The organism is Bradyrhizobium sp. SZCCHNS2022 (assembly GCF_032377575.1).
GTDB classification, from domain to species: domain Bacteria; phylum Pseudomonadota; class Alphaproteobacteria; order Rhizobiales; family Xanthobacteraceae; genus Bradyrhizobium; species Bradyrhizobium aeschynomenes.
This window is the reverse complement of record NZ_JAUHHZ010000001.1, coordinates 623,565-638,722: the sequence shown is the minus strand read 5'-3', so window position 1 is coordinate 638,722 and position 15,158 is coordinate 623,565. Positions and strand designations below refer to the sequence as shown.

Annotated in this window: 11 protein-coding genes; 4 read left to right on the top strand and 7 right to left on the bottom strand. The window is 65.5% G+C overall.

What is annotated here, in order from left to right:
• Window positions 1-39 precede the first annotated feature (39 nt).
• From QXZ94_RS02775 to QXZ94_RS02765, 3 genes are all read left to right on the top strand, one after another.
• Entirely contained in the window at window positions 40-1,512 is a 1,473-nt protein-coding gene (locus QXZ94_RS02775) for an ABC transporter substrate-binding protein (RefSeq protein ID WP_315719132.1), read from the top strand.
• Window positions 1,513-1,726: 214 nt separating this feature from the next.
• Window positions 1,727-2,668, top strand: coding sequence for an ABC transporter permease (locus QXZ94_RS02770; protein WP_315719131.1), 942 nt, complete (start codon window positions 1,727-1,729; stop codon window positions 2,666-2,668).
• Between the two features lie 61 nt (window positions 2,669-2,729).
• Window positions 2,730-3,560: an ABC transporter permease gene (locus tag QXZ94_RS02765; RefSeq protein WP_409998790.1), complete on the top strand. Its 831-nt coding sequence runs from the start codon at window positions 2,730-2,732 to the stop codon at window positions 3,558-3,560.
• A gap of 231 nt (window positions 3,561-3,791) precedes the next feature.
• On the opposite strand, the gene QXZ94_RS02760 is transcribed toward QXZ94_RS02765, so the two are convergent.
• From QXZ94_RS02760 to QXZ94_RS02750, 3 genes are all read right to left on the bottom strand, one after another.
• Window positions 3,792-6,890 carry a MexW/MexI family multidrug efflux RND transporter permease subunit gene (locus tag QXZ94_RS02760; protein ID WP_315719129.1) on the bottom strand — a complete coding sequence of 1,033 codons (3,099 nt, stop codon included), beginning with the start codon at window positions 6,888-6,890 and terminating at the stop codon, window positions 3,792-3,794.
• Window positions 6,891-6,974: 84 nt separating this feature from the next.
• The gene (locus tag QXZ94_RS02755) at window positions 6,975-8,165 is read right to left on the bottom strand and encodes an efflux RND transporter periplasmic adaptor subunit (RefSeq protein WP_315719128.1); all 1,191 of its coding nucleotides are present in this window, start codon (window positions 8,163-8,165) and stop codon (window positions 6,975-6,977) included.
• Window position 8,166: 1 nt separating this feature from the next.
• Complete coding sequence (locus tag QXZ94_RS02750; RefSeq protein WP_315726055.1) at window positions 8,167-8,853, bottom strand: helix-turn-helix domain-containing protein; 687 nt, start codon at window positions 8,851-8,853, stop codon at window positions 8,167-8,169.
• Window positions 8,854-9,123: 270 nt separating this feature from the next.
• Here QXZ94_RS02750 and QXZ94_RS02745 point away from each other — a divergent pair, with 270 nt between their 5' ends.
• A complete protein-coding gene (locus QXZ94_RS02745) occupies window positions 9,124-10,344 on the top strand; it encodes a cytochrome P450 (RefSeq protein WP_315719127.1) in 1,221 nt (406 codons plus the stop codon).
• A gap of 186 nt (window positions 10,345-10,530) precedes the next feature.
• Here QXZ94_RS02745 and QXZ94_RS02740 read toward each other — a convergent pair whose 3' ends face one another.
• The 4 genes from QXZ94_RS02740 to QXZ94_RS02725 form a co-directional block, all read right to left on the bottom strand.
• Window positions 10,531-10,896, bottom strand: coding sequence for a hypothetical protein (locus tag QXZ94_RS02740; protein WP_315719126.1), 366 nt, complete (start codon window positions 10,894-10,896; stop codon window positions 10,531-10,533).
• Window positions 10,897-11,445: 549 nt separating this feature from the next.
• Window positions 11,446-12,387, bottom strand: a complete 942-nt coding sequence (locus QXZ94_RS02735; RefSeq protein ID WP_315726051.1) for an NAD(P)H-binding protein — start codon at window positions 12,385-12,387, stop codon at window positions 11,446-11,448.
• 588 nt (window positions 12,388-12,975) lie between these two features.
• Complete coding sequence (locus QXZ94_RS02730) at window positions 12,976-13,824, bottom strand: VOC family protein (protein WP_315719125.1); 849 nt, start codon at window positions 13,822-13,824, stop codon at window positions 12,976-12,978.
• On the bottom strand, window positions 13,821-15,080 hold the full coding sequence (locus QXZ94_RS02725) for a Glu/Leu/Phe/Val dehydrogenase (protein ID WP_315719124.1): 1,260 nt from the start codon (window positions 15,078-15,080) through the stop codon (window positions 13,821-13,823). Before QXZ94_RS02725 ends, QXZ94_RS02730 begins: the two co-directional genes overlap by 4 nt.
• Window positions 15,081-15,158: the final 78 nt, after the last annotated feature.

Here is a 15,158-nt window from a genome sequence, read left to right as displayed (position 1 = left end):
AGAAAGAACTGGTGCTTGGCCGCTCTCGCGGCTGTTCTCATGGCCTCTTGCGCGGCCACTGCTCAGGCGCAAACCACGTTGCGCATCGGCTTAGCCGAGGACCCCGACGTGCTCGATCCGACCATGGCCCGCACCTATGTCGGCCGCATCGTCTTCGCCGCAACCTGCGACAAGCTGTTCGACATCGACGACAAGCTCAACATCGTGCCGCAACTGGCGCTGTCGCACGAGACCTCCGCCGACGGCAAGGAGGTCACGATCAAGCTGCGGCCGGGCGTGAAGTTTCACGACGGCGAGCCGTTCGATGCCGAGGCCGCGAAATTCTCGATCGATCGCCATCTCACCTTCCCCGGCTCGTTCCGCAAGCCGGAGCTCGCGTCGGTCGATCACGTCGACGTCGTCGATCCCCTGACCATCAAGCTCGTCCTGAAGGCACCGTTCTCGCCGCTGATCGCGCAGCTCACCGACCGTGCCGGCATGATGGTGTCGCCGAAGGCCGCCAAGGAGGCCGGCGACAAGTTCGGCCTGCGTCCGGTCTGCGCCGGTCCCTACAAATTCGTCGAGCGCGTCCAGCAGGACCGCATCGTGTTCGAGAAATTCGCCGACTACTGGAACAAGGACAACGTCTTCATCGACAAGATCGTCTACCAGCCGATCGTCGACGCCACGGTGCGGCTGGCCAATCTGAAGTCCGGCGGGCTCGACCTGATCGAGCGCGTGCTCGCGACCGACATCAAGGACGTACGCGCCGATTCCAAGCTCGCGCTGTCGACCGCGATCGAGCTCGGCTATCAGGGCATCACGCTGAACATCGGCAAGGACAAGGCCAAGGGTCCGCTGAGCCAGTCCGCGAAGGTGCGGCAGGCACTAGACCTCTCGATCGATCGCGAGGCGCTGAACCAGGTGGTGTTCAACGGCGAGTTCATGCCGGGCAACCAGTGGGTCAATCCCTCGCATCCCTACTATCAGAAGGCCTTCCCGATCCGCGCCCGCGACGTCGAGAAGGCGAAGGCGCTGTTGAAGGAGGCCGGCGTCACGCCGCCGGTCGCGGTCGACTTCCTGGTGTCGAAGGGCGCCGAGACCGAGGCGGTCGCCCAGGTCGTGCAGTCGATGGCCGCCGAGGCCGGCTTCGACATGAAGATCCGGGTGACGGAGTTCGCGACCTCGCTGAAGCAGGCCGAGGCCGGCGACTATCAGGCCTTCATGCTGTCGTGGAGTGGGCGCATCGATCCCGACGGCAACAGCTACTTGTTCATGAAGAAGAACGCGCCGCAGAACTACAGCGTCTGGGAGAATGCGGAGGCCGACAAGGCGCTCGACGACGCCCGACTCATCACCGACATGGCGCAGCGCAAGGCGCTGTACGAGAAGCTCGCCAAGCTCGAGATCGAGGAAGAGCCGATCCTCTACCTCTACCACCGCCGCATCCTGATCGCGCATACCAAGAAGCTGGAGGGCTACAAGCAGATGCCGGATGGCCTGGTGCGCGTGGTCGGACTGAAGCTGAAGTGAGCGCCAAATTGGCGAGAGAGGCGAGCACTCGGTCCTCCGTCATGCCCGGGCTTGTCCCGGGCATCCACGTCGTTCCCAGCATGCCGAACGACGTGAATGGCCGGGACAGGCCCGGCCATGACGACGCGGAGACAGGCGGGCGCAAAACTCCGCTCATCACCCGCGATAATCCTACCGCACGGGGAGCGAGGTGGCAGCAAGCGAGGCAGATCCCATGCTGACCTTCCTCGCCCGCCGCCTCGCCCAGATCATCCCGACCTTGATCTTCGTCTCGATCCTGATCTTCTCGCTGCAGCAGCTGCTGCCCGGCGATCCCGCGCTCGTGATGGCCGGCGAGGAGCGCGATCCTGCCGTGATCGAGCAGATCCGCAAGCAGTATCGCCTCGATCAGCCCCTGCCCGTCCAGTACGGCTACTGGATCAAGGGCGTGCTCTCGGGCGATTTCGGCGAGTCGCTCCGCATCAAGATGCCGGTGCGCGATCTCATCCTGCAGAAGCTGCCGGTGACGTTGCAGCTCGCATCCATGGCGATCGTGATCGCGTTCCTGATCGGCATTCCCGCCGGCATCATCTCCGCGGTGAAGCGCGGCACAGGATGGGACTACGCCGCCAATCTGTTCGCGCTCTGGGGCATCTCGACGCCGAACTTCTGGCTCGGCATCATGCTGATCTTCGTGTTCTCGATCCAGCTCGGCTGGCTGCCGGCCTCCGGCTACGTCTCACTGGCCGAGGACTGGCGCGCCAGCATCGCCGCCACCATCATGCCGGCCTTCGTGCTCGGCAACGCCATCGCCGCGATCCTGATGCGCCATACCCGCAGCGCCATGCTGCAGGTCTTGAGCAGCGACTACATCCGCACCGCGCGCGCCAAGGGCATCTCCGAGCGCCAGGTCATCCTGCGCCACGCGCTGCGCAACGCGCTGACGCCGGTGATCACGCTCGGCGCGCTCGAACTCGGCACGCTGTTGTCAGGTGCGGTGTTGACGGAACAGATCTTCTCGATTCCCGGCTTCGGCAAGCTGATCGTCGACGCCGTGTTCAACCGCGACTACGCCGTCGTGCAGGGCGTCGTGCTCGTCACCGCCACCGTCTACATCATGCTCAATTTGATCGCCGACCTCGCCTATGTCCTCGTCAATCCGCGCTTGAGGAGCTGACATGGCCGAGACCACGCTGTCAGCACCGGGCATCCGCACCCTTGCCCCGCTCGAGCGGCCGATCCAGCGCACCTGGCGCCGCCTGGTCAAGCGCCGGGGAGCCATGGTCGGGCTCGGCCTGATCACGGCCTTCATCCTGCTCGCGGTATCAGCGCCGCTGGTGGCGCCCTACGATCCGATCAAGACCAGCTGGGCGCTGGTGCGGAAAGCGCCCTCGGCGGCGCATTGGTTCGGCACCGACGATCTCGGCCGCGACGTGCTGGCCCGCGTCATCTATGGCGCGCGTGCCTCGCTGATGGCCGGCGCGATCTCCGTCGTCATCGCGCTGGCGATCGGCGTGCCGATCGGCATGCTCGCGGGCTATCGCGGCGGCTTCATCGATGCCCTGATCAGCCGCATCACCGATGCGATGCTGGCCTGCCCGTTCCTGATCCTGGCGATCGCGCTGGCTGCATTCCTGGGGCCGAGCCTCGGCAACGCGATGATCGCGATCGGCATCTCGGCGACGCCGATCTTCGTCCGGCTCACCCGCGGCGAGGTGCTGAGCGTCAAGGTCGAGGAATATGTCGAGGCCGCGCGCAGCGTCGGCGACACCGACCTGCAGATCGCCGTCCGGCACATCCTGCCCAACATCATGCCGGCGCTGCTGGTGCAGGCGACCCTGTCGGTCGCCGCCGCCATCATCGCCGAGGCCGCGCTGTCGTTCCTGGGGCTGGGCCAGCAGCCGCCGGCGCCGTCCTGGGGCAGCATGCTCAACACCGCCCAGCGCTTCCTCACCAACGCGCCCTGGATGGCGATCTGGCCGGGCCTTGCGATCTTCCTGGTCGTGCTCTCGCTCAACCTGCTCGGCGACGGCCTGCGCGACGCGCTCGATCCGCAGCAGGAGGAGTAAGGCAACGCCGGCGCTTCACCCTCCGCCGTCGTCCCGGCCTCCGGGCCGGGACCCATAGCCACCGTCGGTCATTGTTGGGCGAGAAGGTCACTCCGCGCCTGCCCCACACCACGGCCTGTGGCTATGGGTCCCGGCGTTCGCCGGGACGACAGCGAGGATGTTGAGAGACTGCCAAAAACAAAAAGGCGGCTGCCAGGGCAGCCGCCGTTGACGTGCTGGACGAGCGTCCGCTTACGCCGCCTTCACCGCGTGATCCGGCTCGGCATCGAACTGGGCGATCTCCTTGGCGCGCTGCGACTTGGCGGCGGCCTGGTGGTCGGTGGCGATGACGGTGTAGACCGCCGGCAGCACGAACAGCGTGAACAGCGTGCCGATCGACATGCCGGCGACGACGACGAGGCCGATCGAGAAGCGGCTGGCGGCGCCGGCGCCCGAGGCGGTCAGCAGCGGAATCAGGCCGGTGACCATCGCCGCCGTCGTCATCAGGATCGGCCTGAGACGGATGCGCGCCGAGGTTTCGATCGCCCTGCGGCGATCCATCCCTTCGTTCAGCTGCAGCTCGTTGGCGAACTCCACCATCAGGATGCCGTGCTTGGTGATCAGTCCGACCAGGGTCAGGAGGCCGACCTGGGTGTAGATGTTCATGGTCGCGAGACCGAAGAACAGCGGGATCAGCGCGCCGACGATCGCCATGGGCACGCTGATCATGATGACCAGCGGATCTCGCAGGCTCTCGAACTGCGCCGCGAGCACGAGGAAGATGATGATCAGCGCGAAGCCGAAGGTGATGGCGAGCTGATTGCCTTCCTGCACATATTGGCGGGCGTCGGCGAGATAGTCGTGGCTGAAGCCCGACGGCAGGTTCTTGGCCTGTTTCTCCAGGAAGTCGACCGCCTGGCCGACCGTGACGCCCGGCATCGGCACCGCCGAGAAGGTCGCCGAGTTGAGCTGGTTGAAATGCGTCAGCGAGTTCGGGTCGGTGGCGGTCTCGATGTTGACCACCGTCGACAGCGGCACCTGCTGGCCGGCCGCGCTCGCGACGTAGTAGCCGGACAGCGATTCCGGCGACAGACGCTTGTCGCGCGGCACCTGCGGGATCACCTGGTAGGAACGGCCCTCGAGGTTGAAGCGGTTGATGTAGTTGCCGCCGAGCAGCACGGCGAGCGTGTTGCCGATCGACTGCATGGTGATGCCGAGATCGCTGGCCTTGCTGCGGTTGATCCAGACCTTCACCACCGGCTGGTTGAAGTCGAGGTCGCTGTCGGAGACGATGAAGATGCCGCTCTTGCGCGCGGCGTCCTTGAGCTTGGCCATCTGCTCATAGACGGCCCGGAAACCGCTGGTCGAGCTGATCACCATCTGCACCGGCAGACCGCCGGGGCCGCCCGGCAGCGCCGGCAAGTTGAAGGCGAAGGCATTGATGCCCTCGATCTTGGAGAGCTCCGCCTGCACCAGCGGCTTCAGCTTGATCGAGGAGCGCGTGCGCTCGTCCCACGGCTTCAGCAGCATGCCGGCAAAGCCGCCTTGCGGCCCCTGGATGCCGTTCAGGATGAAACGCAGGTCGGTCTCGGGAAACTTCGCGAACGCCTTGTCGACCTTGTCGGTGTAGAAATTGATGTAGTCGATGTTGGCGTATTTCGGCGCCTTGGTGATCGAGAACACGATTCCCTGATCCTCCTCCGGCGCCAGTTCCTTGGCGGTGTGCATATAGAGGAAGCCGACCAGGCCGAGGATCGTCAGCGCGAACAGGCCGGTCACCGGACGGTAGTCGAGCGAGCGGTCGAGTTGGCGGCCGTACCAGTTGGTCATCGAACCGAACACGCGGTTGACGAGCCGCGCGAAGCGGCCCTCATCGGCGCTCTTCAGCAGCACCGAGCACATCATCGGCGACAGCGTCAGCGCGATGACGCCGGACACGATGACCGAGCCCGCGAGCGTGAAGGCGAATTCGCGGAACAGCGAGCCGGTGAGGCCGCCGAGGAAGCCGATCGGCGCGTACACGGCGGCGAGCGTGATCGTCATCGAAATGACCGGGCCGACGATCTCGCGCGCGCCCTGCAGTGCCGCCTGGACGGGTGTCTTGCCCTCCTCCAGATGGCGATGGATGTTCTCCACCACCACGATCGCATCGTCGACGACGAGGCCGATCGCGAGCACCATGGCGAGCAGCGTCAGCAGGTTGATGGAAAAGCCGAGCGCCAGCATCAGCGTGCAGACGCCGATCAGGGACAGCGGGATCGTCACCACGGGGATGATGACCGAGCGCAGCGATGCCAGGAACAGGAAGATGACGACGATGACGATCAGCACCGCTTCGCCGAGCGTGTGCTCGACCTCGTCGATCGAGGATTGGATGAACTTGGTGGAGTCGTAGGCCACCTTCATCTTCATCGACGGCGGCAGATTGCGCTCGAGGTCGGGGAACAGCGCGCGCACGCCCTTGACGATGTTGAGCGGGTTGCCCTGCGGCGTGGCGTCGACGCCGATGAAGATCGCGCGCTCGCCGTTGAAGGCGACGCTGGCGTCGGTGCTCTGCGCCGCGAGCTCGACGGTGGCGATGTCCTCCATGCGGACGAAGCCGCCGTCCTTGGCCTTGACGATCATCCGCTTGAACTGGTTGACGTCGGTCAGGCCGGTATTGGTGGTGACGTTGGAGACGATGAAGTAGCCCTTGGACTGGCCGGCGGCGGACTGGAAGTTGTTGGCGGCGATCGCCTGCGCGACATCGGTCGGCGAGACGTTGCGGCCGGCCATCTTCTCCGGGTTGAGCCAGATGCGCATCGCGAAGGTCTGGCCGCCGAGGATGTTGGCCGCGGCGACGCCGTCGACGGTCGACAACACCGGCTGCACCACGCGCGTCAGATAGTCGGAGATGGCCGAGCCCGACAGCTCCTCGCTGGAGAAGCCGAGATACATCACCGAGGTCGTCTGGCCCGTGGTCTTGGTGACGATCGGGTCGTTGGATTCCTTCGGGATCAGGTAACGGACCGAGTTCACCTTGGCGAGGACCTCGGTGAGCGCCTGGTTCGGATCGAAGTTGAGCTTCACGAACACCTGGATGGTGCTGGTGCCCTGCACCGAGGACGAGGTGATGTAGTCGACGCCTTCGGCCGAGGCGACCGCCTGCTCCAGCGGCGTGGTGATGAAGCCCTGGATCAGGTCGGCGGATGCGCCGGGATAGACGGTCGTGACGTTCACGACCGTGTTCGACAGTTTCGGATATTGCCGGATCGGCAGCTCGAACGCGGCGCGCAGGCCGAGCAGCAGGATGAGCATGCTGACCACGAGCGCCAGAACCGGGCGCTTGATGAAGATATCGGTGAAACGCATCGCGGCTATCCCGTCAGCAGACGTCAGGTGAGGACCGAACGGGCCGCCTGCGCGCGGCGGCCCGGCATTGGCTCAGAGGTTCGCTCAGTAGCGCGGCGGCTTCGCCGGCACCGGCGGCGGCGGATCGGTCGAGATCGCAACCGTGGCGCCCGACTGGATCTTGAGCTGGCCGACGGCGACGACGCGGTCGCCCTCCTTCAGGCCCTTCAGGATCACCGCCCGGCCGTTGATGCGGTCGCCGGTCTGCACATAGGTGCGGTCGGCCGTCAGCGTGACCTTGCCGTCGTCGGCCTTCTTCTCGTTGATGACGAACACGGAGTCGCCATACAGCGTGTAGTCGACCGCGGTCTCCGGCACCGTCAGCACCGGTGGCTTGTCCGGCAGCACCACGGTGGTGGTGGCGAACATGCCGGGCTTGAGGATGTGCTCGGGATTGGCGATCGTCGCCTGCACGCGGATGTTGCGCGTGTCGGTCGCGATCTGCGGCTCGATGGTGGTGATCTTGCCCTCGAAGGTCTTGCCCGGATAGGCATCGACGCCGATGCGCACGGTCTGCCCGACCTTGAGTTGGCCACTGTCCTTCTCGGTCACCGTGAAGTTGACCCAGAGCTGAGACAAATCGGTGAGCGACACGATCTGCGTGCCGGCCGACAGATACTGGCCGACCTCGACCTTGCGGACGCCGAGATCGCCGTCGAACGGCGCGCGCACCAGCTTCTGCGCGATCAGCGCCTCGGTCTTGGCGACGCCCGCCTGGGCCTGGTCGTAGGCGGCCTGGGCCTGGTCCACCGTCGCCTGCGGGCCGAACTGGCGCGAGGCGAGCTGCTTAGCGCGATCCAGCGAGAGCTGCGCCACCGTGACCTGGGCCTTGTAGTTGGCGAGATCGCCCTGCTCCGGCGCGTCGTAGAGCTGCACCAGCGGCGTGCCCTGCTTCACCGTCGTGCCCGGCATGAACATGATCTCGGTGATGCGGCCGGAGGCGTCCGAGGTGACGTTGACCTGGTGCACGGCGGCGAGGTCGCCGACGGCGGTCAACAGGTTCGGCACGGTCTCCGTCGACGCCGTGGCGGCGGTGACGTTGAGCGGCGGCGGCTTCATGTTGGCGAAGAACTGCGCGATCATCTTGTCGCGGAACATGTTGAACCACACGAAGCCGCCGACCAGCGCCGCGAGCAGAGTGCCGACGATCACGAACCACAGCACCGGGCGGGTGCGCTTGCGCGGCTTGTCGTCGATCGGCTTGCCTGAGAGCTTGGGTTCCGTCGCAATGTTCATGTCATGCACTTTCTGCCGTCGCCGGCCGGGCCGGAGGTTGCGACAATTCGTGATCGAGATGGTACGCAATGGCGGCGTCGGTCACTCCGATGCCGCGCAGGATGAACTCGCTGAGCTGGCGCTCCAGGCTTTCAGCGGTTCCATAAGCCAGACACGGGGTCGAGGGAAGCCGGGTCAAGGCCGCCATCAATACGGTGTGATGCGCAAACCAGAACAGGTCGCGGGGCGCCGCCGCTGATGGCAAGGCATCACCAGCCGCGACGGCGCTTTCCAGGGAGTTAACGAATTTGGCGCCGATCAGATCATCGATCTTCACATAAAGCAGCCGCGCAAACTCGCCATCGTCGAGATGGCTCGACGCCATCAGCCGCAACCGCTGCTCTTCCTCGTCGTTGGGGCCGTCAGCGATGCTGAGAAAATGCCGGACCATCCCGGCCATCATCCTGACCAGTGTGGCGGTGGAAGGTTCCTGTCCGAGCAGCAGCTCGAAATCCGGATCGGCCTCGCATTGCTCGGTGAGGATCTCGGCATAGAGCGCGGCCTTCGACGGGAAATGCTTGAACAGCAACGCTTCCGAGATGGCCGCCGCCGCCGCGACGCTCTTGGTGGTGGTGCCCGCATAGCCATGACGTGCGAAGCAGCGCTTGGCTGCACCGAGGATCAGCTGCCTTCGGAGATCGCTTGTCATGCGCAAACTGGACATCGCCCGTGAGTAAATACTCACTTGATTGATGTCAAGAAATATGCCGCGTCGCAGCAGGGTTCGGCGGTCAAGTCCCTGAAATTGCAGGAGAGAAAACGACAGCGCCGAAGGCAATTTTATACCTCTACAACAAGGCGGATCTGCGGCACGTCCCGGTGGTGGAGATGCGGGCTCACACCGCCCGGCGGATGTTCTTCCGCGCCCGGCCGTGCGACGGTCGCAGCAACAAACCAGAATCGGCCGGGAGGACCAGGGATGACCGACGACACGGCGCTCGCCGCCAGCTTCGACCTCGAGAGCCTGACGCCGGAGTTCTACGCCGACCCCTACCCGACCTATCGCGCGCTGCGCCAGCACGCCCCGGTCAAGCGGATGCGCAGCGGCTCCTACTTTCTCACCCGTTATGACGACCTCGTCACCGCCTACAAGGTGACGAAGACGTTCTCGTCGGACAAGACGCGCGAGTTCGCGCCGAAATACGGCGACTCACTGCTGTACGAGCACCACACCACGAGCCTCGTCTTCAACGATCCGCCGGCGCATACGCGCGTGCGCCGCCTGATCATGGGTGCGCTGTCGCCGCGCGCCATCGCCGAGATGGAGCCGGCGCTGATCACGCTGGTCGACGGGCTGCTGGACCGGATCGCCGAGAAGGAGCACTTCGAGCTGATCGAGGATTTCGCTGCGGCGATCCCCATCGAGGTGATCGGCAATCTGCTCGGCGTGCCGCATGAGGAACGCGGACCCTTGCGCGACTGGTCGCTCGCCATCCTCGGCGCCCTGGAGCCGGTGTTGACGCCGGAGCAGTTTGCCCGCGGCAACCAGGCCGTCGGCGACATGCTGGCCTATCTGGAAACCCTGGTGGCCCGCCGGCGCGCGGCTCCCGGCAATCCCGAGCGCGACGTGCTGACGCGGCTGATCCAGGGCGAGGCCGACGGCGAGCGGCTGAGCGCGAAGGAGCTGCTGCACAACTGCATCTTCCTGCTCAATGCAGGACACGAGACCACGACCAATCTCATCGGCAACGGCCTGGTGCTGCTGTGCCAGCATCCGGCCGAGCGCAGGAAGCTGATCGAGACCCCCGCTTTGATCCGCACCGCCGTCGAGGAGATCCTGCGCTATGAAAGCTCCAACCAGCTCGGCAACCGCATGACGACCGAGCCGGTCGAACTCGGCGGCGTTGGCCTGGAAGCAGGCACGTCCATCACCCTGTGCATCGGCGCCGCCAATCGCGACCCCGCCCAGTTCGACGATCCCGAGCGCTTCGACATCACCCGCCCCGCCAACCGCCACCTCGCCTTCGCCACCGGCGCGCACCAATGCGCGGGGATGGCGTTGGCACGGCTGGAGGGCGCGGTGGCGATCGCGCGGTTTGTCAGCCGGTTTCCGAACTATCAGCTCGCGGGCGAGCCGGTGCGTGGCGGGCGAGTGCGGTTTCGGGGGTTTGCGAGCGTGCCGTGTGTGGTCGAGGGGTAAGGAAGATCGCAGTAGCTCCCCGAATGCGCTCGGTCCCGAGCCGATATCGCCAGCCATTCGGATCGGCGTCATTCCGGGGCGCGTGCAGCGCGAGCCCGGAATCCATAACCACAGGATGCCGTGTGAGGCATGCACGGAGTTGCCAGCTCGCCTGACGACATCGCTCCGTGGCTATGGATTCCGGGCTCATTCGCGCTGTTCCAAAATGGCTACGCCATTTTGCGCGCGAATGCCCCGGAATGACGAACTCTCTAAGAACTTCGCTGCGGCGAATTGCAGAACACGATCCCTCACCTGCACCGCCGTGTTGGGCCATTCGACGTGCGCCAAAACAGATTGTTCAGGAACCAGCTCAAGGACATCACCCCTCCAGTCCGTCCAGCTGCAAAAAACTACTTTCTTTTTTCCAGAAATTATGATTGTATATCCCGATCCCGTCTCACAAGAGGGACGCTTCGCGGTCGTCACGAACGTCGAGGCGGGATGCGGTGGGCGTGTTGGTGCTGCGGCGTGGATTTCCACCCGGACGACAGCATCGATGCGCACGGTCAAGTCGCGTGGTCCTGACACCCCGAAGCTGGTGTCCAGCGCAATGCGCGCAAGCGCATTGTCGCGATACGGTGGCCAGAAAGCCCGGCGCACCGGGGAGATCGCGAAGCAGCCGTTAGACCATCGCGCGGGGAATGCCGGGTGTTCTCGGCTGAACCTGTGGTTCCTGCTGCCTGCATTTTTTCCGCAGGCGGGCCATGGGTGCGGCCAGCGCCCGGCATTCCCCGTGCCCTCTTCTCAGGAGGGGGCAGGACGAAAAGCAAGGCTCGGACGCGAAACGCGCCGCGAGATAGAGATTCCATGCCTCACCGCCGTCATTGCGAGCGAAGCGAAGCAATCCAGGGCCGCGCTCGCGACGCTGGATTGCTTCGTCGCTGCGCTCCTCGCAATGACGGTGCCTCAAGGGAGACCATGCGACGGCAATTCAATCAGTTGCTCGTCATGCCCGGGCTTGACCCGGGCATCCATCTTCTTGCGAAGAGTAATGGATGGCCGGGTCAAGCCCGGCCATGACGACCGGAGAGATGGATGACCATCACTTCGACGGAGACTTCAAAACACGGCGTGATCGCCGCGCTCCGCCTCGGCCCCGCCGCGGATCAGCTTGGCGTAATAGTCGAACAGCGTCTCCGATCCGGTCGACGGCGTGGCATCGGCGTCGTAGCGGCCGGTGGTGGGGTTCAGCACCAGCATCGACTCGGTCGCGTAGTAGCGGCCGATGCGCGCCAACTCCGCCTTGTCGGCAAGCGACGGCAGCACCCGCTTGGTCACATCGAGCCCGCCGATGATGACGTCGAGCAGCGCCACCGGCACGCGGCGGATGTGCGGCTTGCGCCCGAGCAGCTCAAACAAGTACTCGGCCTGATCGAGCGGCGTGATCGCAGGTCCGGGGCCGCCGATCGGCAGAACCTTGTTCCAGCGGCTCTCGTCATCGAGACAGCCGGCGAGATAGTCGCCGAGATCGGCGTCACTGACCGGCTTGCACGCAGTCAGGCGGCCGTCGCCGAACACGAGATAGGGACGGCCCTGCTTGACACGCGCGACCTGCCCCGACAGCGACTTGAAGAACGCGGTGGGGCGGACGATCGAATAGGTCGGGCCTGCCGCCATCAGCTGCGCCTCGAAGGCCAGCTTGGCCTGCTGAAACGCGAGCAGCGGCTTCTGCACGCAGATGGCGGACAGCAGCACGAACTGCGTGACACCGGCCTGACCTGCTGCAGTCAGCGCGTTCACATGAGCCTGATAGTCGATTGCCTGGGCATCCCGCGGCACGCCGGTCCGCGAGGCCATGCAGGACATAATCGCATCGAAGCGCTCACCGCGAAAGCCGTCGCGCGCCAGCGAGACAGGATCGGTGACGTCACCGATCCTGACGGTCGCGGCGGGGATCGCCATCGTGTCATTGTGCGGACGCACGAAGCAAACCACCTCGTGCCCGCGCGCGACCAGCGCGCGCACCGTGGCACGGCCGATCGTCCCGGTCGCGCCGAGCATGAACACGCGGCGCGGAAGCACAGCGGCAGCGGGATCAGACAGCGACATCATTGGCGAGAACGGCTCCGAGAACTGCGTCAATCTATATCACTTGCCGCCGCCCTGGGATGCAGCCGACTTCGCAATGGGCATCCTTCTCACGCGCGCTGGGAGGCCGTTATGCGCTCGTCTCGCTCCACGCCGTCATGGCCGGGCTCGTCCCGGCCATCCACGTCGTCCGGCACGCTGAGAACGACGTGGATGCCCGGGCCTTCGCCGCGCCGAAGCGGCTTCGGCCGCGCAGGCGGGACGAGCCCGGGCATGACGGAGCAACAAATGAACAGGATCGTTCGCCCGGGCGGCCGTGTATCGCCAGAAACAACAGCCATGCACGCACTGGAAAGGCACACTGCGATTTCCACCCTCATAGTGAGGAACGCCGCAGGCGCGTCTCGAACCATGAGGCCCTCAGCCTCGCCCTTCGAGACGCCCGCCTTCGGCGGGCTCCTCTGGGTGAGGGTCAAAGTGTGCGGCCTGAGGACAGGGGCAGGCTTCGATTTGGTGCGCAGCGCGGGGTACGAGCAGCCTCATACGCCGAACCTAACCGCCTCACTCCGCCGCGCGCGGCGTCTTCTCCAGGATCAGCGTGTGAATGCCGCAGGCGCCGCTATAGAGGCTCATCACCCGCGTACCCGGCTTGCGGCCCGCCCTCGGCTCGGAGACCTGCAGCCCGGCGGCAAGCAGTCTGGCGCGGGTCGCTTCGATGTCGGCGACGCGCCAGCTCAGGCCCCACAGCTTGTCGTTCGCCTTGTCGTTGCCGGCGACCGGCCGCTTCACCACCTCGACGATCAGGTCGCCGCAGCGGAAGAACATCAGCTGGCCCCATTCCTGATGGCTGCGGTCGAGCGCCATGTCCAGGCCGAGCCGCGCGCCATAGAGCGCGGCGGCACGCTCGGGGTCCTCGGTCGAGACCACGATGTGGTCGAGGCCGAGCACCGCGGAGTCCGCGGTCTTCTCCGACGGCGGCCGCGGCTGGCTGAGTTCCAGGAAGAACATGCGCACGCCACGCGTCAGATCCGTCATCGCGCGGGTGCGCTTCCAGTGCAGCGTCTGACCCGAGACGCGGTCGGTGTTGTCGACCTCGGCAATCGGGTCCGGCTTCAGCGCCACGCGCTCCAGCCGCCGATGCATCTTGCCGATGTCGTTGGTGGCGAAGCAGATGCTGGCGAGGCCCTCGCCCCAGATCTTGATGACGTTGCGGATGCGATCGGCGGCGGGGCTCTGTCCCGCCGGCGCCATCAGCTCCAGGCTCATATTGTCGAGCGTGAACAGGACGCGGTCGGCGCCCTCGCCCGAATTGTGCCAGGACGGCTTGCGCGCCAGCAGCGTCTCGAACGCGACGCTGCCGGCCTTGATGTCCTCGAGCAGGATGACGACGTGGTCGAGACCGGTGATCACGGAAACAGCCCTCGCGTGTTCTTGGCGTTGCGCACCTTCTCGACGCCGATCGCCATCGCCGCAGTCCGGTGCGGGACGCCGTCGGCCTTGGCCCGGTTCACCATCTTCTCGAAGGCGCGGTCGAGGATCTGGTACTCGCGCCGCATCACCTCCTCCTCCTCCCAGAACAGCTGCTGCAGATCCTGCACCCATTCGAAGTAGCTGACGATGACGCCGCCGGAATTGCAGAGGATATCTGGAATGAGAAAGATCTCCTTGCGGCGCTGGTCGAGCACCAGATCGGCATCCGGCGTGGTCGGGCCGTTCGCGGCCTCGGCAATGACGCGGCATTTCAGGTTCGCCGCCACCTTGGCGTCGATCACGCGCTCCACAGCCGCCGGCACCAGGATGTCGCAGGCCAGCGTCAGGATCTCCTTCGGGTCGAACGCGAGCTCGGTGGAGAAGCCGGCGATGCTGCCGTGCTTGCTCGCATGCGCCATCAGCTGGGGGATATCGAGGCCGCGCGGGTCGTGGAGCGCACCGGTATGATCGCTCACCGCAATGACCTTCATGCCCATCTGGTGGAAGCCGAGCGCGGCATAGGAGCCGACATTGCCGAAGCCCTGCACCACCACGCTCGACTTGGCGGGATCGATGCCGAGCACGTCCATCACCCGGCGCGAGACGTGGGCGACACCGCGCCCCGTCGCCTCGCGGCGGCCGAGCGTGCCGCCGGAGAATACCGGCTTGCCGGTGACGATCTCGGTCACGGTCTGGCCCTGATACATGGAGTACGTATCCATGAACCACGCCATCACCTGCTCGTTGGTGCCCATATCCGGCGCCATCACGTCGGTGTGCGGGCCGACGAACGGGATCATCTCCTGCATGTAGCGGCGGGACAGGGATTCGAGCTCACGCTTCGACAGCTTGGACAGGTCGACATTGACGCCGCCCTTGGCACCGCCATAGGGCAGACCGACCAGCGCGCATTTCCAGCTCATCCAGATCGCGAGTGCCGCAACCTCGCCGATGTCGACGGTCGGCGCAAAGCGGGTACCGCCCTTGGTCGGCCCCATGGTCAGGAGATGCTGGACGCGATACCCCTCATAGACGGCAATGGTGCCGTCGTCCTTGTGGATCGGACACGAGACGGTGATCGCGCGCTTGGGAAGCAGCAGCCGGTCGCGCTCGTCGGCTGGGATGCCAAGATGGTCGGCAATCACGTTGAACTGATTGGTTGCCATCTCGAACACCGGACCCGCATAGACCGTCATCTTCCACTCCCGAATCTGCTCCTGCAGGCCGGCAACCATAGCGCGACCCGTGCGCCGGTGGCAGGGGGCCTCCGGTTG